The following is a 24,229-nucleotide window of genomic DNA, read 5'->3' as shown; positions in this document are numbered from 1 at the left end:
CATGGGCGACTCGTTCGGTTCGGCCTGGTGGCGCGGCTACGCAGCTCAGCTGAGGGCGATCGCGGAGGCACGCCGCCCCGACCACCTCGCGATCATGCCGCTCGATGAAACCCTGAAGGCGCTGGGCAAGCAGACCGAGGTCGACGAAGGCGTCTACGACGTCCCGCTGGAGGGCATCGTCGGCACGGTCGCCCGCGCCGGCGACTTCGACCGTGAGTTCCGGCCGCGCAACCGGGCGCTGCGCGATCGCTGGGAACGGCTGACGCGGACGTCGGCCGACCTCCCGCCGGTGCGGCTCGTGCGGCTGTCCGACATGTTCTTCGTCGACGACGGACACCACCGCGTCGCCATCGAACGCGCCCGCGGCGCCCGGACGATCCGCGCGCGGGTCCGCTGGATCAGCACGGTCGCCTGCGCGCTGCGCTGCCTGACGCTCGCGGACCTGCCGTCGAAGACCGCCGAGCGGATGTTCCTCGAGCGCGTCCCGCTGCCGGACGACGTCCGCCTCGGGCTGTGGCTCGACGACCCGGCCGACTGGTTCCGGCTCGCCGACTCGGCCGAAGCCTGGGGTTTCCGCCGTATGCTGGCCGGACGGCCGGTGCGCAGCCGCGGCGAACTGGCCGAAGCCTGGTGGCACGAGGAGGTCCGGCCGGTGCTCGAACAGGTGCGTCAGCGAGGGTTGTGCCCGCCACCACGAGATATCCAGACCTACTTGAGCTATGGTCTAGACCATGTCTGAGCTTCTGTCCGGGGTCGCCGTCAGCCCCGGCCGCGCGAGTGGTCCCGTCGTCCGCGTCGCGGAGCCGCTTGGCGAGCCCGCCGCCACCCCGGCCCCGGCCGATCCCGCCGCCGAAGCCGCGCGCATCGCGCCCGCCGCGGCGATCGTCGCCGGCCGGCTGGAGAAGCAGGCCGAGACCGCCACCGGCGAGGCCGCGACGATCCTCATCACCACCGCCGCGATGGCGGCCGACCCGGCGCTCGCTTCGCAGGCCGAGCAGCTGGTCAAGACGCAGGGGCTGCCCGCCGCGCGAGCCGTCCACCAGGCCGCCGAGGGCTTCGCCGAAGCGCTGGCCGCCGCGGGCGGGTACATGGCCGAACGCGTCCGCGACGTGCGCGACGTGCGCGATCGGCTGGTCGCCGAGCTGCTCGGCATCGCGCCGCCCGGGGTGCCGGAGCTGGCGTCGCCGAGCGTGCTGGTCGCCCGCGACCTCGCCCCGGCCGACACCGCGGGGCTCGACCCGGCGAAGGTGCTCGCCCTGGTCACCGAAGAGGGCGGCCCCACCAGTCACACCGCGATCCTGGCGCGGGCGCTGGGCATCCCGGCCGTCGTGGCCGTGCGCGGCCTGCTGAGCTTGGACGCGCAAGCGCTTGCGGTCGACGGCGACGCGGGCACGGTCGAGGTCGCGGACCCGTCGGCGCCGGTCGTCACGGCGACCAAGGCGCAGCTGGCCGACTGGAACGGCACGGGCGCGACGTCCGACGGCCACCGCGTGAAGGTCTACGGCAACGTCGGCTCCCCGGCCGACGCGCAGGCCGCGGCCGACGCGGGCGCGGAAGGCGTCGGCCTGTTCCGCACCGAGTTCTGCTACCTGGACGCCTCGGACGAGCCGTCGGTGGCCGAGCAGCGCGCGGCGTACACGGCGGTGCTCTCGCCGTTCCGCGGCAAGCCGGTGATCGTGCGGACCCTGGACGCGGGCGCCGACAAGCCGCTGGCGTTCCTCTCCCCGGAGGTCGAGCCGAACCCGGCGCTCGGCGTCCGCGGGCTGCGCGTGGCGTTCGACCGCCCCGAGGTGCTGGACCGCCAGCTCGAGGCGATCGCCGGCGCGGCGGAGGATTCGGGCGCCGAGGTCTCGGTGATGGCCCCGATGGTCGCGACGGTCGAGGAAGCGGCGTGGTTCGCCGCCCGCGTCCGCGCGGCGGGCATCGCCCGGGCGGGCGTGATGATCGAGATCCCGGCGGCGGCGCTGAGCGCCCGCGAAATCCTCGAAGCGGTGGACTTCGTCTCGGTGGGCACGAACGACCTGGCCCAGTACACGTTCGCGGCGGACCGCCAGCTGGGCGCGGTGGCGAAGCTCAACGACCCGTGGCAGCCGGGCCTCCTGCGCCTGCTGAAACTGATCGGCGACGCGGCCAAGGCCACGGGCAAGCCGGCGGGCGTGTGCGGCGAAGCGGCGGCGGACCCGAGGCTGGCACTGGTCTTGGCGGGCTTGGGCTTGACGAGCCTGTCGATGAACGCCCCGGCAGTCCGCACGGTGGGCGCAAGCCTGGCGACGTCGACGCTCGCGGAGTGCGAGACGCTGGCCGAGGCAGCGTTGGCAACGTCGAACCCGGCGGAAGCAAGGGCGGCAGCTCGCCCCTGACGAAACCCGGCCGGCTTCGTGAGGGCCGGTGAGCGCTGGCTCGAAGCAGGCGGCCGCGGCTGGGCTGGGAATCTCGGAGCCAGTGCCCGCAAGGGCGCCTCCCCATCGAGGCGGCCTTCACGGCTTTTCTCGACAAACCTCGACCGAGCTGTCGATTCCGGCCCGGCCCGCTCGACGAAGTGGTGAAAGCACCACCGAGCCGAGAGGAAGCAGCCATGACCATCACCGCCGAAGCGCAGGCCGGGGTTCCGGCCGGGACGGAGACGGCGAGGGCCGGGCGCCGGGAGTGGATCGGCCTTGCCGTGCTGGCGCTGCCCACCCTGCTCGTCTCGCTGGACGTCTTCGTTCTCGTCCTCGCGCTGCCGAAGATCGCGACCAGTCTTCACGCCGATGGCACCGGTCAACTCTGGATCATGGACACCTACGGCTTCATGGTCGCCGGGTTCATGGTCACCATGGGGACCCTCGGCGACCGGATCGGGCGGCGGAAACTGCTGCTCATCGGGGCCGCCGCCTTCGGGATCGCCTCCGTGGGGGCCGCCTTCGCCACGACTCCCGGCATGCTCATCGCCGCGCGGGCCGTGCTCGGGGTTGCCGGGGCGACGCTCGCTCCCTCGACCCTCTCCCTCATCGGGACCCTCTTCAAGAACCCGCAGCAACGCGCCCAGGCCATCGGGATCTGGGCCGGCTGCTTCACCGTCGGCGCCATCATCGGCCCGATGGTCGGTGGTGTCCTGCTCGAGCACTTCTGGTGGGGTGCGGTCTTCCTGCTCGGCGTTCCCGCCATGGTCCTGTTGCTCGTCATCGGCCCGAAGCTGCTGCCCGAATACCGCGACGAGCAGGCCGGCCGTCTCGATCTGCCCAGTGTCGGCCTCTCGCTCGGCGCCATCCTGCCCGCCGTCTACGGGATCAAGGAGCTCGCTCGCGACGGCGTCCACCCCGTTCCGGTGGCCGCCCTCGTGGCCGGCCTGGCCGTCGGGTACGTCTTCTACAAGCGGCAACGCGCCCTGAAGGACCCGCTCGTCGACTTCAGCCTCTTCGCCGCGAAGGCCTTCCGCACCACGCTCGGCGGGATGCTCCTGTTCAGCATGCTCGGGGGCACCACGATGCTGTTCACCGCGCAGTTCCTGCAGGTCGCGCAGCACCTCTCGCCGGTCGGGGCCGCTCTGGGTCTCCTGCCCGGGATGGCCGCCTCCACCGTCAGCTTCCTCGCCGCGCCCGCCCTCGCGCGCCGGGTGAAGCCGAACGTCCTGATCGCCGGTGGGGTTGCCCTCGCCGCGGCCGGCATGGTGATCCTCGCCCTCGTCGACCCCGCCGCCGGGCCGGCGTGGCCCGCGCTCGGGTTCGCCGTGACGTCGCTGGGCGTCGGCCCGATGGTCGCGCTCGGGACCGATCTCGTCGTCGGCTCGGTGCCGCAGCGCAAGGCCGGTGCCGCCGCGTCGCTGGCCCAGACCGTCAACGAGTTCGGCTACGCCCTCGGCATCGCGACCGTCGGGACCCTGGGCAACGCCGTCGTCCGCGCGCACGGCCTGCCCAGCGGGTTGCACGTCGTCGCCGGGCTCGCCGCCGTCGCCTTCGCCGTTCTCATCGGCTTCGTCGCGAAGAACCTCCGGGCCGCCTGAACAGCGCGAAGGCCTCCCCACCCGATGCCTGGGTGGGGAGGCCTTCTTGACGCCGGGGGCAGAGGGACCCCGGCTAGCCGAACAGCCCGCGCCGCGGGTGCCGGATGACCAGCGAACCGCCGTGGACCCGCCCGCTCAGCACGAAGCGCGGGTTCCCCATGTGCCCGTTGCTGCGCGTCTTGTCCTCCAGCGAGCCGAACTTGACGTCGGTGATCGAGTTGACGTCGACCGCCGCGTGCTCCGGGATGATCACCTCGACCGAGCCCCACTTGGCGTCCAGCTCGATGTGCACCACCGGCGACTGCACCTGGGCCTCGGTGAAGTCGAGCTTCGTCGAGCCGTACTTGTTGCGCACGACCATCTCGGGCGGCACCACCCACGGCCCGCTGCGGACCAGTGACGAGTACTTCGCGTTGAGCTCGAACCGCCGTCCGGACGGGTAGCCGCCGCTGTAGCCCACCGGAGCCGCGTACGACGGCGCGGCGGCGGACGCGGCCGCCGGGTGGTACAGCCCGGCGAGGTCGGCCAGCACGGCGTTCAGCTCGCCGCGGGTCCGCGACGCCAGCGCACGGTCGGTGCGCTCGGTGAACTCGTCGAGGTCGATCATCCCGCGGCCGATCGCCTTCTGCAGCACCCCGACGACGTGCTCGCGCTCGTCGTCGGACACCCGGAGATCCCGCTCGCCCAACGGCTTGGTTTCGGTCACCGGTTCCGCCGCCGCGTTCTCTTCCTCGCCCATGCCCATGATGGTAGAACCGGATTCCACCAGGGAGATCGGGGGAAAACCCTGAACGGACCCGTAGTCCGCGCCGCCGCCCTCTGCGCGGCGCTGGTCGTCCTGTCCGGGTGCACGGGCGAAGCACCACCGCCACCGAGCCCGAGCACCACGAGCGCGGCGCCGAGCACCCCGCCCACCCTGCCGGAGAGACTCACCGGCGTGCCGACGACCGGGGGCATCGACATCACCGCCCTCATCCCCACCACCGGCCCGACCCTGTTCGACGCCGACGGCGGGCCCGTCGCCACCCCGCCCGGCTATCCCGGCGGCGACCTGGGGCTGAGCGTCATCCGGGTCGGGAAGTCCGCCGTCCTGACGGCCTACCCGGCGGGCGCCGGCAGCGACGACCCGTTCGAGGTCCTCGTCTACACCGGACCCTCAAGCCCGCCGCGCTCCCTCGGCCGCGCCTGGTCGGTGGCCCCCGCCGCCGACGGCGACAGCGTCTGGGTCATCCGGCAGGACGCGCCCGACACCTGCCGGCTGCAGCGCGTCTCCCTCGCCGGCAGCGAGTCCGGCCACGGCCAGCCCGCCAGCTGCCGCACCCAGGTCCGCACCGGGACCACGCGCGGCTTGCTGATCACCATCAACGGCGGCGCCGCCGAGTCGACGGACGCGCTGATCGACCCGGAGACCGGCCGCACCATCCAGCAGGCGCCGCGCATCTTCGGCGTCGCCGGTGACCGGATGCTCCTCGACGGCCTCACCGAGCTCACCCTCGTCGACCTGCGGGACAACAGCCGCAAGCAGCTCAGCCGGCCGGTGATCGCGCGGACGCCGACCGTCGTCCCCTCGCGCGACGGCAGTGTCTGGGCCGTCGACTTCGCCAACCCCGCCTACCGCGGCACCAGCACGCAGACCCGGGACCTCTGGCTGCTGCACCCGGACACGCTGACCTGGGAACACGTCGCCGCGATGCCGTTCATCACCGAGCACCTCAAGCGCGGCGGCGGCTTCGACTGGTCCGAAGACGGTGACCTCGTGCTCGCCGACGGCGTCCTCGCGGCCTGGCACCCGGGCGAGCCGGCGTGGCGGCTGGGCAAGGCGGCGCTGCCGACCACGGTGTGGTCGGGGTTCGCCGTGCTGCCCTAGGGGGCTACTCCTCGTCGAGGCCGTGTTCGATCGCGTACCGGGCCAGCTCGACGCGGTTGTGCAGCTGCAGCTTCCGCAGCGTCGACTGCACGTGGTTCTCCACCGTGCGGTGCGACAGCACGAGCCGCTCGGCGATCTGCCGTGCGGTCAGCCCCTTCGCGACCAGGCGCAGGACGTCGGTCTCGCGCTCGGTCAGCCGGGGTGGCTCGGCGCCCGCAGTGCCTTCGACGGACGCGTCGGCCATCCGCCGGTACTCGCCGAGCACCAGCCCGGCCAGGCCCGCGGTGAACACGGGGTCGCCGGCCGCGGTCCGGTGCACCGCGTCCACCAGCTCCGCCGCGGACGCCGACTTGACCAGGTAACCGGACGCGCCGGCCTTCACCGCCTCCAGGACGTCCTTGTGCTCGCCGCTCGCGGACAGCACCAGCACTCGGGTCGACGGCAGCGCCGACGTGATCTCGCGGGTGGCGTCCACCCCGGACGTGCCGCCGAGGTTGAGGTCCATCAGCACGACGTCCGGCCGGACGGTGCGCGCGATGCGCAGCGCCGCGTCGGCGTCCGGGGCGGTCGCCCGCACGTCGAAGCCGTGCTCGGTCAGGTCGCGGGCCACGCCGTCGCGCCAGATCGGGTGGTCGTCGACCACCATCACCGAGATCCGCTCCTCGCTCACTTCGCACCCCTCGTGCTCGGCACCTTGACCTCCCACTCGGTGCCCCGGCCGGGCCCGGTGTCGAGGGCCGCGCTCCCGCCGAGGTCGCGCACCCTCCCCCGGATGGATTCCACCACACCGAGGTGCCCGTCGGCGGCCGCTTGCTCGAGAACTCCGTCCGAAATGCCCGGTCCGTCGTCGCGGATGCTCACCACCACCTCGCTGCCGAGGTCCTCCAGCAGCACCCACGCCTGCGCGCCGGGGGCGTGCTTCTCCACGTTCGAGAGCGCTTCGCGGGTGACGGCGACCAGCTCGTCGGTGACGTGGGCGGGCAGCTCGACGTCGTCCGCCGGGGTCGAGACCTGCACCGACGACGTCGCGAGCAGCTGCAGGGCGGCCCGCAGGCTGGACGTGCCGCTGTCGTTCGGCGTCAGCGGTTCGGTCGTCACCAGCGACCGCAGCGCGATCTCCTGTTCGCCGGCCAGCTTCGCCAGCTCGGCCGCTTCGCCGCCGACCTCGTTGCCGCGCTTGCGGACCCGGGCCAGCACCTGCAGCACGCTGTCGTGGATCGACCGGGCCAGCCGTTCCCGCTCGGCCGTCGCCGCTTCCTTCCGCAGCGCCTGCTCGAGCCGCGCCGCGGACCGGCGGCCCATCGTCGCGGCCATGCCGACCAGCAGCCCGGCCGCGGCGAGCAGGACGCCGTCGCGGGCGACGTCGATGTCGAACTTGTCCCGCGCCAGCCCGGTCGCGACGCCGAGGACCAGCCCGGCCAGCACTCCGCCGCTCGCTCCGAAGCGCGCGCCGGCGGCGACCGGGGGCACGGCCGCCCACACCGTCGTGATCAACGGGACGTTCAAGGCGAACTGCTCGTCGCTGAGCACCCAGTGCGAGGTCAGCAGCAGCGCGGTGGTGAGCACGAGGTCGAAGACCACCAGCGCCGGCGGCCGCGTCCGCTCACGCAGGTAGAAGAAGCTGCTGACGACCGACCACAGGGCCATCACGCCGAGGACCGTCCAAGCCAGCCACTCCCGCTGGTAGTGCCCGCTCTGGACGATCACGGTGCCGCCCGCGAACGCCCAGGTGAGCAGGCGGAACGCGAGCACGCCACGCCACATCGGCGTGATCGGGTCCGGGGACCGCCGGGTGGTCACGGCTTGCCGGGGCGCTTCGGCGGCTCGGCCGGTGACGCGTCGGCTTCCTTCTCGGCGACCGTCGCGATTTCGGCTTTCGGCCCGCCGGGTTCGGCGTCGTTCGGCTGCGCGGCCTGGTCCTTCAGGACGTCCACCTCGGCCGGGTCCGGGTTGGTCTCGTGCAGCAGCGACCGGACGCCGGCGTTGAGCACCGCCAGCAGCGGCACGGCCAGCAGCGCGCCGGCGATCCCGCCCGCGACCAGGCCGGCCGTGATGGCCAGGACCACGGCCAGCGGGTGCAGCTTCACCGCCCGCCCGAGCAGCAGCGGCTGCAGGATGTGGCTCTCCAGCTGCATCACGCCGATCACGATGGCCAGCACGATCACCGCGCCGATGAACCCGTTCGTCACCAGCGCGATCAGCACCGCGACGCCGCCGGTGATGACGGCGCCGATGATCGGGATGAACGCGCCGATGAAGACCAGCGTCGCCAGCGGGATCACCAGCGGCACGCCCACGATCCACAGGCCGACACCGATGCCGACGGCGTCGACCACGGCGACCGCGGCCGTCGCCCGGACGTAGCTGACCAGCGAGGCGAACCCGCGGCGCCCGGCGACGTCGACCCGGTTGCGGACCCGGCGCGGCACCCCGCGGCACAGGAACGTCCAGATGCCGTCGCCGCCGCTGAGGAAGAAGATCGTGATGAACAACGTCAGCAGGAAGCCGGTGAGGATCTCGCCGACGGTGCTCGCCGTGGTCAGCGCGGTCGTCGTGATGGACGCCTGGTTGTTCTGGATGAACCCGATCGCCTGGTTGATGAAGTCCTGGATCTGCTCCTGGCGCAGGTGCGGCGGGCCGTTCAGCAGCCAGTTCTTGATCTGGTCGAGGCTCGCGTTCACCTGCTGCTGCAGCTGCGGCAGGCCGGATGAGAACTGCGTGACGACGAACGTCAGCAGCCCGCCCAGCACGGCCAGCCCGGCGATCAGGACGATCGCCGTCGCCAGGCCGCGCGGGAACCGCACCGCCACCAGCTTCTGCACCGCCGGCGCGAGCAGCGCGGACACCAGCAGGGCGATGGACAGCGGGATGATGACGACGGACAGGTAGCCGATCACCCACACCACGGCGTACAGCGCGGCGGCGATCACGATGAACCGCCAGGCGAGCGCCGCACTGATGCGCAGCCCCCGGGGGATCAGCCCGGTGATGTCCTCGTGCTCCGGCAGGAACTGGTCTTCGCGTCGCGCGTGGCTCACTGGCACACCGTACTGGCAAGACCGCCCGATTCGGCCGCTTTCCCGCGGCCACGTCCGGCACCGATCACTGCCAGGCGTGATCACCCGCCGTCAGACCGGGCTACACAGTGTGTCGTTCACACGATGGGGGCATCAAGTCGCGTCAAAGGTGCGCGGCCCGCCGTGGATTTGGTTAGGTCGCTTCCGCAACGCAATGTTGCCGATTGATCACAGACCCAGCACGACTCAGCACGAGGAGACGACGAGTGGCGAAGGACGCGACGAACGAGGGGCAGGGCGCCCAGCGCACCCGCCGTCTCGTGTCGCGTGCGCTGCTCGTCCTCGGGGGCGCCGTGGCCGGCACCGCCGCCGCGTGGCTCGTCTCCGGTGCGACCGCTTCCGCGGACACCGTCGAGGTGGGCACCGCCCCGGTCACCGAGGCCGCGACCGGCAGCCTCGGCGACGTGAACACCGGTGCGGCCACCGCGGCCGGCGACGTCGCCGCCTCGAGCTGCCACCAGGACGCCACCGCGTGGAGCGAGCCGTGCGCCCGCGTCCTCGGGCACGAGGTCTCCGACCGCGTCAGCGACTCGGTCTCGGACCTCGCCGAAGACGCCGTCGTGAGCCCGGCGCACCGCACCCTCGGCGCGGTCGAGCACATCGTCCGCAAGCCGCAGGACACCCGCGAGGTCCTCGAGCAGACCTTCACCCCCGAGCCGGCGCACGACGTGCTGCAGCTGCTCGACCCGGCCGGTCACGGTGACCTGGTTCCGTCGCTCCCGGGGCTCGCCCCGGTCGAGCAGGAGCCGGTCACCACGGGCCTCGGCCAGACCACGGACACGGTCGCCGTCTCGACCGTCCAGCTCCCCGCCGCGCTGCGAGCCGTGCTCGCGTCGCCGCAGGGTTTCCAGCACGAAGACGGCACCGGTGCCGCGGGCGAGTCCCGCGACGGGCACCGTGACCTGCCGTCCCCGCTGGCCCCGGTGCAGCTTCCGGTTGCGCCGTCCGTCCCCACCGCCCCGGGTGGCAGCACTGCCCCCGGTGGTCACCTCGACGGCCTCAACTTCGGTGTCCCGTTCTGGACGACCGAAGCCGTCGATTCCGCCGTCGCGGCCATGAGCCGCGCCGGCCTGCGCACCGCGATGCGCACCCCGGGCGAGCAGCCCGGTGTCACTCCTGACTGAACACCTCCCTTCACGGGTCGCTGACGCGCCCAAGCCCGTCTTCCTCTGACGGCGCCTGCGTCCGCGAGATTCCCGTGACACGGCGGTGCGCTTTTGTGCGCCCGCATGAAGTTCCTTCCCCCTCGGTGCGGCTCGGACTCCGTTTCGACTTCGACGAGCGCACCCCCATAAGCCCGCAAGGGAACCCGAAATAAAGGAGAAAACCCCATGCAGACGTGGGCAAAGCGCGGACTCCAGACCGCACTTGTCACCGGTGGGTTGCTGATGCTGGGTACCGGCATCGCTTCGGCCGACGAGAACGTCAACCCGGACGCCCCGGCGTCCCCGCTCGACCTGAACGTCACGGCTCCCATCCAGGAAGCCAACAACGCGGTCGGCACCCCCTTCGGCCAGCTGGACCTGCCCGCCGGGCAGACGGAGCTGAGCACCAAGCCGGTCACCAACGCCGCGAACGAGGCTGCCAAGCAGCTCGACGAGGCCAGCCCGATCAGCCAGAGCACCCTCGGCGGTGCCACCAAGGCCGACGGCGCGGGCGCCTTCACCCCGGGGCACAACAACCTCAAGGGCAACAAGGTCACCGGCGACGTCGTCGTCCCGATCCAGATCGTGGACAACGCGGTCGGCGTGATCGGCGACGCGAACGTCGAGGGTGGCGACCACACCCAGACCTGGGACCACAACCAGGACATCGCGACGACGGGTGAGAACTCCGGCCTCGCGGGCAACGCGGTCGCCCTCGACTGGGCGCTCCCCGTGCAGATCGCCGGGAACGGCGGCGGCGTCGCCGGCGGCACCGGCCGCGTGACCGGTGGGTCGGCCAGCCAGAGCACCACCGAGACCGGGAACGTCGACACCAACGGCGACGGCTCCTCGCTCTCCGGCAACGTGGTCGCGGGCCAGCTCGCCACCCCGGTGCAGGTGACCGGCAACGCCGCTTCGTACCTGCTCGGCAACGGGCAGAGCCACGGCTACTCCGCCGACACCGTCGCGACCTCGGGCGGCTCGCTGTTCAGCTCCGGCGACCAGGCGAGCGGCTCGGGCAACGTGGTCGGCGCGCCGATCGCCCTGCCGGTCAAGTTCAACTGCAACTCGGGCGCCGTGTGGGGCGCGCTGTCGAACTCCGACGGCTGCAACACCTCCGCCGACGCCACGGCCGGGGACACGCGCGAGGGCAGCCTCGGCATCCCGACCTACCTCGAGACGAGCGGCAACGACTCGTTCCTGTCCGGCAACGGCGGGGCGGTCGCGCTGTCCCCGATCGCGAACGTCGCGGGTGTCGCGGGCTCGTGGATCGGCAACGCCACGGCGGGCATCCCCGAGACCGGCAGCTCCTCCAGCACGGTCGACTCGGGTGGCTTCGTCAAGACCGCCGGTGACAACTCGAGCGGGTCGGGCAACGTCCTGAACCCGTCGGTCGCGCTGCCGGTCGAGGCCTTCGGCATCGGTGGCACCTACATCGGCCAGGCCAACGCCGCGCACGACAACACCACCGACGCCAACGCGGGCGACGGCAGCTACACCAAGGGCAACGGCTCGGTCCTCGGCGGCAACATCGTCAACACCCAGGCCGCGGGCGCGCCCGAGGTCTTCGGTATCGGCGGCAGCCACATCGGCAACGCGTCCGGCACGGCGACCGAGGACAAGACGGTCACCGCCGGGGCGTACGACGGCACGCAGGGCAACGACTCGTCCGGCTCGGGCAACGTCGTCCAGGTGCCGGTCGGTCTCCCGGCCGAGGTCTTCGGCGTGGGCGGCTCCTTCATCGGCCAGGGCTCCGGCTCGGCCGACGAGACCAAGGTCGTCTCCGGCGGCGGCGGTGGCAGCACCCACGACGACAACGGCTTCCTGAGCTCGAACCTGGGCACCGTGCCGGCTTCGCTGCCGGTGCAGGTCGCCAACATCGGTGGCGCGTTCGTCGGCCAGGGCCACGGCAAGGGCTCGACCGACACGACGTCCAACGCGGGCGGCGACGTCACGGCGAACGGCCCCGCGGGCGCCGGCGCCGGCAACATCATCGAGGCCCCGGTCTCGCTCCCGGTGCTGGCCGCCGGCAGCGGTGCCGCCCTCGCGGGCATCGGCACCGGTGAGAACGACAACATCACCGACTCCTCGGCGGGCGGCGACGCCCTCACCGACGGGCAGGACGGTGCGATCGCCGGCAACATCGTGAAGGCCCCGGTCGCGGGTGCCGCGCAGCTGTTCAGCGACGGTGTCGCGGGTGGCGCCCTGGGCCACGGCCTGGGCACCAGCGACACGATGTCGCAGGCGGGCGGCGACGCCACCACCAACGGTGACCGCGGCAGCGTGGCCGGCAACATCGTCGGCGCCGACGCGCTGCCGGTGGTGCAGGTCTTCGGTGACGCCGTCAGCGCGGCGGGTGTCGCGACCGGCACCGGCATCAACACGACGTCCGTGGAGAACGCGGGCGACGACACCACCTCGGGTGTCGAGGGCGCCATCTCCGGCAACATCCTCGACATCCCGGCCACGGCGATCGCGCAGCTGTTCGGCGACGCGGTGACCGTGGGCGGCGTCGCGCACGCCGTCGGCGACAACACGCTGACCACGGAGAACGGTGGCGAGCCGACCACCGAGGGTGACGGGTCCAGCCTGTCGGGGTACAACTTCTACCACGACATCGTGGCGCCGGTGCAGATCTTCGGGGTGCCCCTGGAGCTGCTGGGCGTGGCGACCGCGGACGCGACCGACATGACCAGCATCGACGGGGACGCCACCGAGGCGGCCGACTCGATCGCGAACCCGGTCGAGGGTTCGGAGCTGGGTGCCGGCGAGCTGCCTTCGCTGACCGGGCTCGCCAGCGGCCTGCCGACGGCGGGGCTGCCCACCGCGGGCCTGCCCGCGCTGCCGACGGCCGTCCCGGCGCAGCGCGCCGACGTGCCGGTGAGCCCGATGGCCGGGCTGCCCCACCTGCCCACCGCGGGTGGCCTGCCGGGCCTGAACGGGCTTTCGGGCCTGGGCGGTTCCCTGGCCGGCGGCGGCGAGCGTGCCGACCTGCCGACCGGTGGCCTGCCGGTGCACATCCCGACGCTGAACGGCGGCCTGCTGCCGACGCTCCCGGCGCTGGGTGGCACCGAGCGTGCCGACCTGCCGACCGCGGGCCTGCCCGTCGCGCTGCCGGCGCTGCCCGCGCTGGGTGGCGGCGTCCCGACGCTGCCGATCGCGCTCCCGGTGACCCCGGCCGTGCCGGCCGTCCCGACCGCGCTGCCCGCCGCCCCGGCCCTGCCGGTGAACGCGAAGCTGCCGATCCTGGACAGCGCGGCCCCGGCCGCGCAGGTCCCGGCCATGTCGGGCCTCGACTCGACCGGCTTCCTCGCGAAGCTGCTGGGTCTGGTCAAGCGCAAGTAGTTCGGTGACGCCGGGCGGGTTCAGCCAGAGCCCGCCCGGCCCTCCAACCCGGCAGGCGCTCCACCGCGCCGCGAGGTCTCCTCGCACGGAGTGCCTGACGATCGAAAAAAGCTCTCCTTCCCTGGAGAGGACGAGCCCCAAGAGCCGAATCCGGCTCTTGGGGCTCGTTCGTGTTTCCGGGAGGTCAGGAGAACTGCAGCGAACGCTTGGCCAGGCCGTGCCAGAACCCGTCGATCACCGTGCGGCCGGACTTCTCCTCCGCGGTCGCGCCGAGGGAGACGAACAGCGGCGCGAAGTGCTCGATCCGCGGGTGCGCGAGCGCCGCCGCCGGCGCCTTGTGCCGGAAGTCGAGCAGCGCATCGACGTCGCCGCCGCGCACCACCTCGTCACCCCAGTGGTCGAACTCGGCCGACCACGCGGGCGGGGTCCCGTCGGTGGCGCGGGCCATGCCGCTCAGGTTGTGGGTGAAGAAGCCGCTGCCGATGATGAGCACGCCTTCGTCGCGCAGCGGCGCGAGCTTGCGGCCGAGGTCGAACAGCTCCTGCGGGTCGAGCGAGGGCATCGAAACCTGCAGCACCGGGACGTCGGCGTCCGGGTACATCTCGACGAGCGGCACGTAGGCGCCGTGGTCGAGGCCGCGCTCCGGCGCGTCGTGCACCGGGGTGTCTGTCGAGCGGAGGAGCTTTCGCACCTTCTCCGCCAGCTCCGGCGCGCCCGGAGCCGCGTACTTCACCTGGTAGTAGCGCTCGGGGAAGCCCCAGAAGTCGTACACGAGCGGCACGGTCGTCGTGGCCGCGATGGTCAGCGGCGCCTCCTCCCAGTGCGCCGACACGACCAGGATCGCGCGGGGCTTGGGCAGGTCGGCCGACCAGGCGGCGAGCTGGCGGGTCCACGTGGCGTCGTCGGCGAGCGGCGGCGCTCCGTGGCTGAGGTAGAGGACCGGGGTGCGGGTCATCGACGGCTCCAGTGCTTGAAAGTTCAACTACTAGAGTACCCGACGCCGGAGCTTCCCGGGATATTCCTTCACCGCCGTTCGAGGTTCGCCGCGCACCGCTCCAGGGTGCGGATCGTCGTGCGGTAGTCGTCATCGCTGATTCCGGTGGTCACCGAGGTGCGGAACGCTTCGACGCGCTCCTCGACGCGGGCGTGGGCTTCGCGGCCCGCTTCGGTGAGTTCGCCCGTCTCCGCGACCCAGCCGCGAGCCCGGAGGTCGGCCACCTTGGCGGTCATCGACCCGTCGGTGGCGACGAACGGCGCGAGTGCCGAGTCGACCTCCTCCGGCGTGCGGGCGCCGCGGGCGATCGTGTTGAGTACCTGCCAGTGCCGGCGGGTCAGCGACTCGGCGTCGAGAGCTCGGGCCATGGAGGATTCGAGGAGCTCGTGGACGTGGCGAAGCCACCAGCCGAGGGGTTTCATGAAGACTCCGATGATGTCGAGGAACAACTGCATGTAAAAGTACATGTAGTTCGGAGGGTGGAGCAACCATGACGGACGCGGTGGCCGACGTCGAGCGCGCGATGATCGCGATCCGCCGCAGCCAGCAGCGGCGGGCGCTGAGCCGGATCGGGAAAGCCCGCGGCCAGGGCGCCCACGACCCGGTGCACGAGCTGCTCGACGTCGTCGAAGAGCTGGCCGAACGCGGCGAGCCCAGCACGGTGACGGCCCTGAGCGCGGCGATGGGCGTCGACCAGCCGCGCGCGAGCCGGCTCGTCGCGCGCGCTGTCGAGCAGGGACTGCTTCGCCGCGAAGCCGATCAGCGCGACGGACGGCGTGCGGTCCTCGTGCCGACCGAGGCCGGCCAGGCGCACCTCGACGAACTGCACGTCTTCCGGCGCTCGGTGTTCGCCGAGGTCATGGCGGACTGGCCGGACGAGGACCGCGCGAACTTCGGCCGGCTCCTCACGGCCTTCGTCCGCGGGTACAGCGCCCTCGGTTAGTCGTGGGAGAGGTCCACGAAGCGGCTGTAGTGCAGTTGGTGCGCGACGGTGATCGTCGCCGTCGGGCCGGCACGGTGCTTCGCGATGATCAGGTCCGCCTCGCCCGCGCGCGGGTCGTCGCGCTCCCACGCGTCGGGGCGGTTGACCAGGATGACGAGGTCGGCGTCCTGCTCCAGTGAGCCGGACTCACGCAGGTCGGACAGCATCGGGCGCTTGTCCGTCCGCTGCTCGGGACCACGGTTCAGCTGGCTGATCGCGATCACCGGGACTTCGATCTCCTTGGCCAGCAGCTTCATCTGCCGCGAGAACTCCGAGACTTCCTGCTGCCGCGACTCGACGCGCTTGCCGGACGTCATCAGCTGGAGGTAGTCGAGGACGACGAGCTTCAGGTCGTTGCGCTGCTTCAGCCGGCGCGCCTTCGCCCGGATCTCCATCATCGTCATGTTCGGCGAGTCGTCGACGAACAGCGGCGCTTCGGACACCTCGCTCATCCGGCGGGCCAGGCGCGTCCAGTCGTCGTCGGACATCTTGCCGCCGCGCATGTCGGAGAGGCGGATCTTCGCCTCGGCGGAGAGCATGCGCATGACGATCTCGGTCCGGCTCATTTCCAGCGAGAAGATGACGCTGGTCAGCCCGTGCTTGATGGAGGCCGACCTGACGAAGTCGAGTCCCAGTGTCGACTTACCGACACCCGGGCGGGCGGCGACGATGATCATCTGGCCCGGGTGCAGGCCGTTGGTCAGCTCGTCGAAGTCGCTGAACCCGGTCGGGATGCCCTGGGACTGGCCGCCGCGCGAGGCGATCGCGTCGATCTCGTCCATCGTCGGCTGCAGCAGCTCTTCCAGCGCGACGTAGTCCTCGCTGGTCCGGCGCTCGGTGACGTCGTAGATCGCGGCCTGCGCGCGGTCGACCACCTCGTCGATGTTCGCGCCGTCGGCCGCGGCCGCGCCATAGCCGTACTGCACGATCCGGGTGCCCGCCTCGACCAGCCGGCGCAGCACCGCCTTCTCCGCGACGATCTCCGCGTAGTAGCCCGCGTTCGCCGCCGTCGGCACCGTCGCGATCAGGGTGTGCAGGTAGGGCGCGCCGCCGACGCGGCCCAGCTCGCCCCGCCGTTCCAGCTCTGCCGAGATGGTGATCGGGTCGGCGGGCTCGCCGCGGCCGTAGAGGTCGAGGACGCAGTCGTAGATCGCCTGGTGCGCGGGCTTGTAGAAGTCGTCGGGGCCGAGCGCCTCGATGACGTCGGCGACCGCGTCCTTGGACAGCAGCATGCCGCCGAGCACGGACTGCTCGGCCGCGATGTCCTGCGGTGGCTGGCGGTCGAACCCGCCGCCGGGGCCCGGGTCGCTGGGACCCGGGTCGTTCTCCGCATACATCGGACTGCGGTCGTCGGTCAGCGCCACCGCCCCGGACACCTCCTCATCGTGTCGAACACTAGTTCGAGTATGCCGGATCTTCGCTCTCGAAGCACGCGGCCGGCCTGTGCCTGACTCTTCCGGACGCGCCTCCCGATGATCGGCGAGAACGGCGTCCGGCTCTCGGAGGCACGCCGGGCGCCACCGTGAGTACAGGCCCGAGCGGGCACGCTAGATCCCCCGGAAGGCGGATGGCAATTCCAGATGGGGACCCTTCTGTGGACAACCTGGGGATGAATGGGGGTAACCAGTCACAGGTGCCGCCATAGCTGTGGACAAGTTGGGGACAAGCGTGATCGGGTTCGGTGAATCCGCAGGTCAAAGGCTGTGAACAAGGTGTGGAGAACTTCCCGGAAACTCGTCCGGCGTGTCGCGCGAAGTCCGTTGTTCGGCGTGTCGTGGACCAGCCGGAGACCATTGACCCGCACGGCCTGTGGATGAATATCACGGAGGGTAGAGCCGTAACCCGGTGGGCTGAACGGCCGCCGGTCAGGCCGTGGTGAGCCGGCCCTGTGCGCTGCGTAACCGGTCAGCGAGAACGCGCTGGTCGGCCGGGGTGAAGGCGATCCGGTTCTCCCCACGCCCCGGAACCTCTTCGGTCAGCCACCGGCCTTCCGACGTATCGATGTAGTTCACCGGGCGTTCGATGCGGTGCCAGGCCCCGCCGCGGTTGCGGGCCGCGACGTAGAGGCTGCCGCTCCCCATTCGGCGTAGCGCCAGGATCCGCCGGAGCTCCTCGACCTCCTGCGAGCCCTCGGCCGGGCGGTCGTTGCGGAGCACCGCGTACCCGCCTTCGTCGCCGCGGGCGGTCCCCTCGATCTGGCTCTTCGGCACGGCGAGCGGGGTCCCGCGCCCGGGCGCCAGCTTGGGGATCTGGCCGAGGAAGCCGTCGAGCAGCTCGTGCGGCTGGGTCGACTCCAGGACCACGACGTCCAGCTCCTCGTGCTTGGCCAGCACGAACGCCTCCCCGCCGGCACTGCCGGCGAGCAGCCGGTAGCTGACCGGCTTGCCCTGGTACCCGCCGTCGATCCAGCCGTAGTACTCCAGCTGCGGCCGGGCGATGGCTTCGACCGTCGCGACGAACCCGGGGTGCATGCCGCGCGCGCCGTACAGCCCGGCCTTGGCGAGCTCGGCGTTGACCCGCTCGTCCTCGCCGCGCTGGGCCTCTTCGCTGTACCAGGTGGGCTTCTCGGACAGCACGGTGTGCGGCTCGCCGCCCCGGCGCCGGATCAGGTTGATCAGGGTGCCGGTCGTGATCGTGACCTGCCTGTCCAGCACCGCTCTTCCCCCAGTGAAGATCGAGATCAGCTTTGGTGAACCCGCACGAACCGGGCGCGCCCATCTTGGCACGCGCCCGGCGGTCTCGCGTGCGCTACTCGCCGATGACCGGCGGGGCGGTCAGTTCGTCGGAGCCGAAGATGTCGTTCGGGTCCTCGCCGAGCAGGTACTTCGACGTGCGTTCCTCGTCGCCGCCGCCCTGGCCCTTGGCGCCGTGGCCCATGCCGCCCATCCCACCCATGCCGGTGGTTCCGCCGCGCCCGGCCGCCGCGCCGCCCGCGCCCATCGCGCCGCCGCCCGCACCCATGCCGCCGCGGCCCGCGCCCGTCCCGCCGGCACCACCCGGCAGGGCCGCGCCGGTCGAGCCGCCGGGCCCGAAGCCGGCACCGCCGCCCGGGCCGAAGCCCGCCGTCGGGTCGCCGATGCCGCCCGAACCGCCGCCGGGCCCGAACCCGCCGCCGCCTCCGCCACCGCCGGAGAAGTTCGGGACACCGCCGCCCGGGCCGAAGCCCGGCATGCCCGGCACGTCCGACGGCGAGAAGCCGGACGCGCTGGTGCCGTCGCTGAAGTTCGGCGGGGTGTAGTTGCCCGCGCCCGGCAGCTTGGCGGGGTCGTAGCTGCCGCTCGGCACCTTCGACGGATCGAAGCCGGGCACCTTGGACGGATCGAAGTTCCCGCCCGGGACCTTCGACGGGTCGAAGCTGCCCCCGGGCGTGGCCGGCTGGCCGCCGAAGGACGGGACACCGCCCGGTCCGGGCATGTTCACGCCGCCGGGGCCGCCCCCCGGAGCACCTCCGCGCTCGCCGTCCCCATTGCCGTTCCCGTTGCCTTTGCCGTCGTCGCCGGGCTTCTTCTTGCCGTCGTCGACGCTGACGTTCTCCTGCTGCCCCTTGAGCGCGGAGTACGTCGGCATGTTCTGGCCGTTGTCGTTGCTCGCCTTGTAGTAGGTGTTGAAGGCGTCGACGTTGGCCTGGCCCTTGGTGTTGTAGTCGCGGATCGCCCGGTCGGTGTCGGTCGTCCACGGCGTCACCGCGTTGAGCAGGTTGTTCTTCGGCGGGTCCTTCGGGACCTCCTGGACCTGCGCGTGCACCGTGGTGAACGCGGTGTTCTGCTCGCCGAGGTACTTGTCGGAGTCGGTCAGCTTGGTGCCCGAGTCCTCCATCCACACCCGCAGCGGGTGCGCGCCCGCGTTCTGCGCCGCTTCCGAGCCGCCGCCGGTCCAGGCCGCGTCCATCTCCTTGGACAGCGTGTCGATCGTGGTGAGCCGGTCCGAGTAGGCGCCCTTGAGCCGGCTCGCCGCCGACTGCCCGTTCTGGATCGAGCCGGTGCCCGGGCCGGTGGTGATCTGGTGCCAGATGTCGTAGCAGTCGATCTTGCGGTCGCCCTGCTGCGAGGTGTGGTCGTCCGAGTGCGTGGTCGCCATGTTGTACGCGGCGAACCCGCCGAGCAGCACCAGTTCCAGCATCTCAGCCCTCCTTCAAGGTCTGGATCATCGCCTCGGCCGCCTTCTCCGCGTACGGGCACGGCTGGGTCGCGCCCGGGCCGTTGCCGATCTGCGTGAAGACCTGGACGGCCTGGGTGTCCGTCACGCCCACCAGTAGCTTGCACTGCCCCTGGGTGCGGAAGTCCTTGGTCGCGGCGTACACCGCGGGGTAGCCGGAGACGTCGGCCGGCTCCCAGTACTCGTACTGGTCCTTGCCGCCCTTGGCGTAGAGGTCGTAGATGCCCGCGAGCCCGTCGGTGTTCGGGTCGGCCGCGACGTCGATCCGGCTGCTCCGGGTCTCGTCGCCGGTGTAGATCCAGGCGCAGGACGCGCCCGCCGAGCTGGAGCGGGGCGTGCCGTCCTCGAGGCCGAGCGTCGAGCGCTGCGAGGCCGAAAGGACCGAGCACGGGTCGGACTTCAGCTTGGCCGGGTCGAGCGGGCTCGACACCTTGGGTGCGCCGTCGCCACCGCCGGCGCTGCTGCTCGCGGAGTCCGGCGTGCCGGACGCGGCGGGGTTGGCCGTGCCGCCGGTCGTGGAGCTGCAGCCGGCGAGGGCGAGCGCGGCGAGGGCGAGCCCGGGCAGCACGAGACGGCGGTTCACGCCTGCGTCCCCGCCTTCGAGATGTCGCCGGTGTGGTCCGCGTCCGCGGCCGTGATCTTCTTCTTCGCGTCGAGCAGGGCCTGGATGTAGTTCTTCACGTAGTCCTGCATCTTCTTGTTCTGCTCGAGGAAGGCCTTGCCGGAGGGATTGGCGAGCTTCTCCCAGTCGCCGCTCGCGAACTCCTTGCCCGGCGCCTTGACGTCGGCCATCAGGTTGGCGTCGGCGGCGTCGTTCTGCAGGTCCGTCTGCAGGTCCTGCCACTTCTTGATGACGCCGTCGATCTTGTCGGCGTCGAACGTGAAGCCCCCTCCGCCGGACGGCGCGGACATGTTGACCTCGTTACCCATCCGAGTGCGCTCCCTTCGCGTCCCGCTCCATTGTCCTACGACGACGCCCGTGTGTCCGGGGTTCCCCCGAAACGCGTGAAGGCGGGCCGCCCACCAGGGGCGACCCGCCTTCGACGTCGTACTGACTCGACTTACGCCTGCGAGGCCTTGACCTCGAGCCGCACGTCGACCTTCACGTCCGGGTGCAGCCGGGCGCCGACCGAGTGCTTGCCCACGGTCTTGATGTGGTCGCGCAGCTCGATGACGCGCTTGTCGAGCAGCGGGCCACCGGCCGCCTTGATCGCGTCGACGATCTCGCCGGCGGTGATCGAACCGAAGAGCTTCTTCGAGCCCTCGGCCGCCTTGCCGGTGAGCTGGATGGCGCCGAGGCCCTCCAGCGTCGCCTTGATCTCCTTGGCGTGGTCGAGGTCGCGGATGCGACGGCTCTCCTGCGCGCGCTGGATGGTGCGCACGTTCTTCTCCGCGCCCTTGGAGGCCGCGATCGCGTAGCCCCGCGGGAGCAGGTAGTTGCGCGCGTAGCCGTCCTTGACCTCGACGATGTCGCCGGGGCCGCCGAGGTTGGCCACGTCCGTGGTGAGGATGATCTTCGCCATGTCAGTGCCCTCCCTTAGCGCGCGGTCGAGGTGTAGGGCAGCAGCGCCATCTCGCGGGAGTTCTTGACCGCGATGGCGATGTCACGCTGGTGCTGGCTGCAGTTGCCGGTGACGCGACGGGCACGGATCTTGCCGCGGTCGGAGATGTACTTCCGCAGCAGGTTGGTGTCCTTGTAGTCGATCAGTTCCGGGCGGCCCTTCTTCTCGGCCTTGCAGAACACGCAGACCTTCTTCTTGGGCTTGCGAATGGGTGGCTTGGCCACTGTCTACTCCTGGTAATTCAAATCTGTGTGGATGTGTACGAGATCAGAAGGGGGGCTCGTCCGAGAAGCCGCCGCCACCGCCGCTGCTCGCGGCCGGGGCGGAACCCCACGGGTCGTCGGCCGGCATTCCGCCGCCACCGCCGCCGCGGTTCCCGCCGCCACCGCCGCCACCGCCGCCGCCGAAGTCACCACCGCCGCCGCCACCGCGGCTGACCTTGTTGACCTTGGCCGTGGCGTAGCGCAGCGAGGGGCCGATCTCGTCGACCTCGAGCTCGACGACGGTCCGCTTCTCGCCTTCCTTCGTCTCGAACGACCGCTGCTTCAGGCGGCCCTGCACGACGACGCGAGCGCCGCGGGTCAGGGACTCGGCGACGTTCTCCGCCGCCTGGCGCCAGATGTTGCAGCGCAGGAACAGCGCCTCGCCGTCCTTCCACTCGCCCGACTGCTTGTCGAGCGTGCGGGGCGTGGACGCGACGGTGAAGTTCGCGACCGCCGCACCGGACGGGGTGAAACGCAGTTCCGGGTCGGACGTCAGGTTGCCGATCACCGTGATGACGGTGTCTCCAGCCATCGGGAATACCCTTCGGCTCAGGCCTTGGCGGCGACGGGCTTGGGCGCAGCGGCGCGCTTGACCTCGCGACGCATGACCTTGGTGCGGAGCACGGTCTCCTGCAGCGACAGCTGGCGGTCCAGCTCCTTCACCGCGTCCGAGGACGAGTTCAGGTCCAGCAGGGCGTAGATGCCCTCGGCGTGCTTCTTGATCTCGTACGAGAGCCGACGGCGGCCCCAGACGTCGACCTTCTCCACGGAACCGCCCGAAGTGCGGATCACGTTGAGGAAGTTGTCCAGCGTGGGGGCGACCGTGCGCTCGTCGAGCGTGGGGTCCAGGATGACCATTACCTCGTAATGGCGTGACACAACCACTCACCTCCTATGGGCTCGCGGTCACGGACTGTCCGTGACAGGAGGGTTTGTCCAGGTAAGGCTACCTGGGGGTGCCTTCGGGGCCGGACGGCGGGGGTCAGCTCGCGCGGCGCAGGACCCAGGTGCGGACGAGCCCCGCGGTGACGCCGGCGAGCACGATCACCGCGAGCAGCATCGGCAGCTGCACGTCGTTCGCCGAGCCGGGCGAAGCCAGCGACTGCGCGTTGCCCGCGTCGCGGATGTCGGCGCCCTGGCCGCTCTGGGCACCCGTGTCGCCCTGGGGCGCGGAGGCGTCACCGGGGAGCGAGCCGTCGGCCGGGTAGCGGACACCCGGGGCGACGGCCGTGCCGGCGGTCGCGGTGGGGATGCCGCCGTAGTCGCGCATCGGCGCGGTGCCGGAACCCGCGGCGTTGCCCGGGTTCAGGTTGGAGAGGTTGCCGGAGGAGCCGCCGGGGACGGTCCCGGTGCCGCCGCCCTGCGGGGTGCCGGTGCCACCCGAGCCCGGCTGGCCGGGCGTGCTCGGGGCGACGTAGTTGGCGGCGAGCAGCGTGAGGTTGCAGCCCTTCGCGACCGTGCTCTCGACGCTGTTCAAGGTCTTGTTCCAGTCGAGACCGAGACCCCACGTGCCAGAGGCGGCCAGCGCGGTGCGGACCGCCTTGCCGATCGCGGCTCCGGTCGCCTCGCCCCCCGCGGCGTTCGGCACCTGGCCCACCGGGATCGCGTGGTTCTTGGCGATGGAGTCGCCGGCCCAGCTGCCGATCGCGAGCGTGCCCGCGTTGTTCGCGCCGTTCGTGACGAGGGTCTTGACCGAAGCCCCGTCGATCGCCACCTGGTCGCCCATCTGGCCGGTGACCGTGCCGGTGCAGCTGCCGCTGACGACCTGCTGGCTCGCCGAGGCCGTGCCCGTGGAGAGCAGTGCGCCACCGGTGACGAAGGCGGCAAGGGCGGTCACGGTCAAGAACTTCCGCACGAGCACAGTCCTCCGTGGGGTTATGGAGACGTCGTCCTGAACACCAGGGTCAACGAAGAAGATACGTGAAAGATACTCGGCAGTCGGGTCAATTCGCAGCGGCCATTCGGCGGAGCACCCACGTCCGCACGAGGCCCGCGCTGACTCCGGAGAGTGCCAGCACCGCGATCAGCAGCGGCAGGTTCGACCCGTCCGTGAACCCGTCGGACGCGGACGGCAGCGCTTCGGCCTGACCCGCCGTCTGGATGCCGGAGTTGCCGGCCGCCGCGTTCTGGTCGGGCCCGGTGAGGCCGTACTGCGGCGCGTAACCCGGGATCTGGCTGCCGTACCGGATCGCGGGCGACGGCGTGAACAGCCCGGCCGTCGCGAACGGGATGCCGCTGTAGTCCCGCATCGGTGCGTAACCCGTGCCGGTGGTGAACGGGAAACCGTCGAACACCGGGCTGCTCGAGAAGCCGGGCAGCAGCGGGCTGTTCGCCTCGGGGATCGGAGTGGTGCCCGCCGGGGTCCCACCCTGCGGCGCGCCCCCGGTCCCACCGGACGGCGGCTGCTGCGGGTTGCCGCCCGAGCCGGGCTGCTGGGGCGCGGGCTGACCGCCGCCGCTGAGTGCGCTTCCGACATCGCCGGTTGCCTTGGTGATGCCGTTGGTGGTGCCGGCGACCGCGCCGTTCACGGCGCTCGCCGCGGGCGCGCCGACCACGGGAACCGGGGCGACGACCGTGTCCACGATGTTCACGGTGACCTTGCAGAGTCCGCCGAGCAGGCCGCCGACCAGGCTGGTCAACCCGTCGGTGACCGTCTTCAGGCCGAACGGCGTGGAAATGACGTCGCCGGGCTTCGCGGTGACCGTGTCGCCGCACTTGGCGGTGATCGTGTCGGCGGAGGCTGTGCCGGGCATGCCGAGCACAGCCGAACCCGCGAGCACGAACGCCGTCGCTCCGACCGCCGTTGCCCTCCGTGTCCGACCCTGCATGCTCGCCGCCCTTTGCCTCGTTACCTCTA

Annotated in this window: 24 protein-coding genes; 7 read left to right on the top strand and 17 right to left on the bottom strand. The window is 71.7% G+C overall.

Going from position 1 to position 24,229, the window contains the following annotated elements:
* The first annotated feature begins 1 nt into the window (after position 1).
* The 3 genes from QSK39_RS11835 (at position 2) to QSK39_RS11825 (ending at position 3,982) form a co-directional block, all read left to right on the top strand.
* A complete protein-coding gene (locus tag QSK39_RS11835) occupies positions 2-739 on the top strand; it encodes a hypothetical protein (RefSeq protein WP_284743473.1) in 738 nt (245 codons plus the stop codon).
* Positions 732-2,360, top strand: a complete 1,629-nt coding sequence (gene ptsP / locus QSK39_RS11830) for a phosphoenolpyruvate--protein phosphotransferase (protein ID WP_285477649.1) — start codon at positions 732-734, stop codon at positions 2,358-2,360. The genes QSK39_RS11835 and ptsP overlap by 8 nt, the downstream gene beginning before the upstream one ends.
* A gap of 215 nt (positions 2,361-2,575) precedes the next feature.
* Positions 2,576-3,982, top strand: a complete 1,407-nt coding sequence (locus QSK39_RS11825; RefSeq protein ID WP_285477648.1) for an MFS transporter — start codon at positions 2,576-2,578, stop codon at positions 3,980-3,982.
* Positions 3,983-4,055: 73 nt separating this feature from the next.
* On the opposite strand, the gene QSK39_RS11820 is transcribed toward QSK39_RS11825, so the two are convergent.
* Positions 4,056-4,721 carry a DUF1707 SHOCT-like domain-containing protein gene (locus QSK39_RS11820; RefSeq protein ID WP_285477647.1) on the bottom strand — a complete coding sequence of 222 codons (666 nt, stop codon included), beginning with the start codon at positions 4,719-4,721 and terminating at the stop codon, positions 4,056-4,058.
* Positions 4,722-4,919: 198 nt separating this feature from the next.
* On the opposite strand from QSK39_RS11820, the gene QSK39_RS11815 reads away from it, so the two are divergent.
* Entirely contained in the window at positions 4,920-5,849 is a 930-nt protein-coding gene (locus QSK39_RS11815) for a hypothetical protein (protein ID WP_285477646.1), read from the top strand.
* A gap of 4 nt (positions 5,850-5,853) precedes the next feature.
* Here the strand turns inward: QSK39_RS11815 and QSK39_RS11810 are convergent, their stop codons facing one another.
* From QSK39_RS11810 to QSK39_RS11800, 3 genes are read right to left on the bottom strand one after another with little or no spacing between them, the layout of a single operon-like run.
* Complete coding sequence (locus QSK39_RS11810) at positions 5,854-6,495, bottom strand: response regulator (protein WP_285478003.1); 642 nt, start codon at positions 6,493-6,495, stop codon at positions 5,854-5,856.
* 20 nt (positions 6,496-6,515) lie between these two features.
* Positions 6,516-7,649, bottom strand: a complete 1,134-nt coding sequence (macS, locus tag QSK39_RS11805) for a MacS family sensor histidine kinase (protein WP_502873260.1) — start codon at positions 7,647-7,649, stop codon at positions 6,516-6,518.
* Entirely contained in the window at positions 7,646-8,887 is a 1,242-nt protein-coding gene (locus QSK39_RS11800) for an AI-2E family transporter (protein WP_285477645.1), read from the bottom strand. Before QSK39_RS11800 ends, macS begins: the two co-directional genes overlap by 4 nt.
* Before the next feature lie 245 nt (positions 8,888-9,132).
* Here QSK39_RS11800 and QSK39_RS11795 point away from each other — a divergent pair, with 245 nt between their 5' ends.
* Positions 9,133-10,050 (top strand): hypothetical protein, encoded by a 918-nt coding sequence (locus tag QSK39_RS11795; RefSeq protein ID WP_285477644.1) that lies wholly within the window; start codon positions 9,133-9,135, stop codon positions 10,048-10,050.
* A gap of 207 nt (positions 10,051-10,257) precedes the next feature.
* Complete coding sequence (locus QSK39_RS11790; RefSeq protein WP_285477643.1) at positions 10,258-13,416, top strand: beta strand repeat-containing protein; 3,159 nt, start codon at positions 10,258-10,260, stop codon at positions 13,414-13,416.
* A gap of 184 nt (positions 13,417-13,600) precedes the next feature.
* Here QSK39_RS11790 and QSK39_RS11785 read toward each other — a convergent pair whose 3' ends face one another.
* Both QSK39_RS11785 and QSK39_RS11780 read right to left on the bottom strand, forming a co-directional pair.
* A complete protein-coding gene (locus tag QSK39_RS11785; protein ID WP_285477642.1) occupies positions 13,601-14,371 on the bottom strand; it encodes a dioxygenase family protein in 771 nt (256 codons plus the stop codon).
* Between the two features lie 68 nt (positions 14,372-14,439).
* Entirely contained in the window at positions 14,440-14,832 is a 393-nt protein-coding gene (locus QSK39_RS11780; protein ID WP_285478001.1) for a MarR family winged helix-turn-helix transcriptional regulator, read from the bottom strand.
* Positions 14,833-14,900: 68 nt separating this feature from the next.
* Here QSK39_RS11780 and QSK39_RS11775 point away from each other — a divergent pair, with 68 nt between their 5' ends.
* The gene (locus QSK39_RS11775; RefSeq protein WP_285477641.1) at positions 14,901-15,353 is read left to right on the top strand and encodes a MarR family winged helix-turn-helix transcriptional regulator; all 453 of its coding nucleotides are present in this window, start codon (positions 14,901-14,903) and stop codon (positions 15,351-15,353) included.
* Here QSK39_RS11775 and dnaB read toward each other — a convergent pair.
* The 11 genes from dnaB to QSK39_RS11720 all read right to left on the bottom strand — a co-directional run bounded on the left by dnaB (position 15,350) and on the right by QSK39_RS11720 (position 24,200).
* Positions 15,350-16,756, bottom strand: a complete 1,407-nt coding sequence (gene dnaB / locus QSK39_RS11770) for a replicative DNA helicase (protein WP_285478000.1) — start codon at positions 16,754-16,756, stop codon at positions 15,350-15,352. The two genes, QSK39_RS11775 and dnaB, sit on opposite strands and share 4 nt — an antisense overlap.
* Before the next feature lie 501 nt (positions 16,757-17,257).
* Positions 17,258-18,046, bottom strand: coding sequence for an ESX secretion-associated protein EspG (locus tag QSK39_RS11765; RefSeq protein ID WP_285477640.1), 789 nt, complete (start codon positions 18,044-18,046; stop codon positions 17,258-17,260).
* A 94-nt stretch (positions 18,047-18,140) separates the two neighbouring features.
* A complete protein-coding gene (locus tag QSK39_RS11760) occupies positions 18,141-19,511 on the bottom strand; it encodes a hypothetical protein (RefSeq protein ID WP_285477639.1) in 1,371 nt (456 codons plus the stop codon).
* A gap of 1 nt (position 19,512) precedes the next feature.
* Positions 19,513-20,130: a DUF3558 domain-containing protein gene (locus QSK39_RS11755; protein WP_285477638.1), complete on the bottom strand. Its 618-nt coding sequence runs from the start codon at positions 20,128-20,130 to the stop codon at positions 19,513-19,515.
* Complete coding sequence (locus QSK39_RS11750) at positions 20,127-20,477, bottom strand: hypothetical protein (protein WP_285477637.1); 351 nt, start codon at positions 20,475-20,477, stop codon at positions 20,127-20,129. The genes QSK39_RS11755 and QSK39_RS11750 overlap by 4 nt, the downstream gene beginning before the upstream one ends.
* Before the next feature lie 131 nt (positions 20,478-20,608).
* The gene (gene rplI, locus QSK39_RS11745) at positions 20,609-21,070 is read right to left on the bottom strand and encodes a 50S ribosomal protein L9 (RefSeq protein ID WP_285477636.1); all 462 of its coding nucleotides are present in this window, start codon (positions 21,068-21,070) and stop codon (positions 20,609-20,611) included.
* A 14-nt stretch (positions 21,071-21,084) separates the two neighbouring features.
* On the bottom strand, positions 21,085-21,333 hold the full coding sequence (rpsR, locus tag QSK39_RS11740; protein ID WP_003098744.1) for a 30S ribosomal protein S18: 249 nt from the start codon (positions 21,331-21,333) through the stop codon (positions 21,085-21,087).
* A gap of 43 nt (positions 21,334-21,376) precedes the next feature.
* Positions 21,377-21,904 (bottom strand): single-stranded DNA-binding protein, encoded by a 528-nt coding sequence (locus QSK39_RS11735; RefSeq protein ID WP_285477635.1) that lies wholly within the window; start codon positions 21,902-21,904, stop codon positions 21,377-21,379.
* A 17-nt stretch (positions 21,905-21,921) separates the two neighbouring features.
* Positions 21,922-22,251, bottom strand: a complete 330-nt coding sequence (rpsF, locus tag QSK39_RS11730) for a 30S ribosomal protein S6 (protein WP_285477634.1) — start codon at positions 22,249-22,251, stop codon at positions 21,922-21,924.
* Between the two features lie 103 nt (positions 22,252-22,354).
* Entirely contained in the window at positions 22,355-23,233 is an 879-nt protein-coding gene (locus QSK39_RS11725; RefSeq protein ID WP_285477633.1) for a hypothetical protein, read from the bottom strand.
* Positions 23,234-23,315: 82 nt separating this feature from the next.
* Positions 23,316-24,200, bottom strand: a complete 885-nt coding sequence (locus QSK39_RS11720; RefSeq protein ID WP_285477632.1) for a hypothetical protein — start codon at positions 24,198-24,200, stop codon at positions 23,316-23,318.
* Positions 24,201-24,229: the final 29 nt, after the last annotated feature.

It is taken from the genome of Amycolatopsis sp. NBRC 101858 (assembly GCF_030269325.1).
In the GTDB taxonomy this organism is placed as follows: Bacteria; Actinomycetota; Actinomycetes; order Mycobacteriales; family Pseudonocardiaceae; genus Amycolatopsis; species Amycolatopsis ponsaeliensis.
The sequence above is the reverse complement of the archived record's forward strand: the minus strand, read 5'-3'. Positions and strand labels throughout refer to the sequence as shown.

Bases quoted from the DNA above. Each gene is read 5' to 3' on its own strand.
- ptsP (WP_285477649.1), top strand. From the start codon at position 732: ATGTCTGAGCTTCTGTCCGGGGTCGCCGTCAGCCCCGGCCGCGCGAGT.
- QSK39_RS11775 (WP_285477641.1), top strand. From the start codon at position 14,901: ATGACGGACGCGGTGGCCGACGTCGAGCGCGCGATGATCGCGATCCGC.
- rplI (WP_285477636.1), bottom strand. From the start codon at position 21,070: ATGGCGAAGATCATCCTCACCACGGACGTGGCCAACCTCGGCGGCCCC.
- QSK39_RS11750 (WP_285477637.1), bottom strand. From the start codon at position 20,477: ATGGGTAACGAGGTCAACATGTCCGCGCCGTCCGGCGGAGGGGGCTTC.
- QSK39_RS11820 (WP_285477647.1), bottom strand. From the start codon at position 4,721: ATGGGCGAGGAAGAGAACGCGGCGGCGGAACCGGTGACCGAAACCAAG.
- QSK39_RS11825 (WP_285477648.1), top strand. From the start codon at position 2,576: ATGACCATCACCGCCGAAGCGCAGGCCGGGGTTCCGGCCGGGACGGAG.
- QSK39_RS11835 (WP_284743473.1), top strand. From the start codon at position 2: ATGGGCGACTCGTTCGGTTCGGCCTGGTGGCGCGGCTACGCAGCTCAG.
- QSK39_RS11785 (WP_285477642.1), bottom strand. From the start codon at position 14,371: ATGACCCGCACCCCGGTCCTCTACCTCAGCCACGGAGCGCCGCCGCTC.
- QSK39_RS11790 (WP_285477643.1), top strand. From the start codon at position 10,258: ATGCAGACGTGGGCAAAGCGCGGACTCCAGACCGCACTTGTCACCGGT.
- QSK39_RS11720 (WP_285477632.1), bottom strand. From the start codon at position 24,200: ATGCAGGGTCGGACACGGAGGGCAACGGCGGTCGGAGCGACGGCGTTC.
- QSK39_RS11780 (WP_285478001.1), bottom strand. From the start codon at position 14,832: ATGAAACCCCTCGGCTGGTGGCTTCGCCACGTCCACGAGCTCCTCGAA.
- QSK39_RS11810 (WP_285478003.1), bottom strand. From the start codon at position 6,495: ATGGTGGTCGACGACCACCCGATCTGGCGCGACGGCGTGGCCCGCGAC.
- QSK39_RS11760 (WP_285477639.1), bottom strand. From the start codon at position 19,511: ATGCTGGAACTGGTGCTGCTCGGCGGGTTCGCCGCGTACAACATGGCG.
- QSK39_RS11735 (WP_285477635.1), bottom strand. From the start codon at position 21,904: ATGGCTGGAGACACCGTCATCACGGTGATCGGCAACCTGACGTCCGAC.